This is a genomic window from Agrobacterium sp. a22-2 (assembly GCF_012276985.1).
Classification (GTDB): Bacteria; Pseudomonadota; Alphaproteobacteria; order Rhizobiales; family Rhizobiaceae; genus Allorhizobium.
In genome coordinates this window covers 1-385 of sequence record NZ_JAAXMM010000124.1, presented here as the reverse complement: position 1 = coordinate 385, position 385 = coordinate 1, and the positions used below count along the sequence as shown (strand labels likewise).

The 385-nt window shown below is 45.2% G+C and carries 1 protein-coding gene; it reads left to right on the top strand.

The genetic code is table 11. The annotated features are described in order from the left end of the window. Nucleotides 1-385, top strand: a 385-nt coding sequence (locus tag HFC70_RS26695) for an HNH endonuclease (RefSeq protein WP_210259480.1), incomplete at both ends; no start/stop codon positions are given.

The window sequence follows — 385 nt, the reverse complement described above, 5'->3', positions numbered from 1 at the left end:
TCCCAAATGAAATCAAATTACAATTGTTTTCTGCATCAGCAGGGCATTGTCAGCATCCTGATTGTCATAAACCACTGTTTCCTCAAGAGATGGGCGGTTATAAGCATATCGGGGAAATGGCACATGTCATTCCCCATGGTAATAAGGGGCCAAGGCATGAGGAGAGACCTGAAGAGGAATTTGAAGCAGACTCTTTTGAAAACCTTCTTTTACTATGCCCTAATTGCCACACTCTCATCGACAAGGCTCCTGAGGCTTATCCCAGAAGCCTCCTTCTAGACTGGAAGACAAACCACCTTGTTGCTTTGGCCAATCGGCAAGGCATTATTCGCTATGAAAACAGAGAGCAAGCCAGAGAGGCTGTTTTAGCCGCTATGGATGAAAA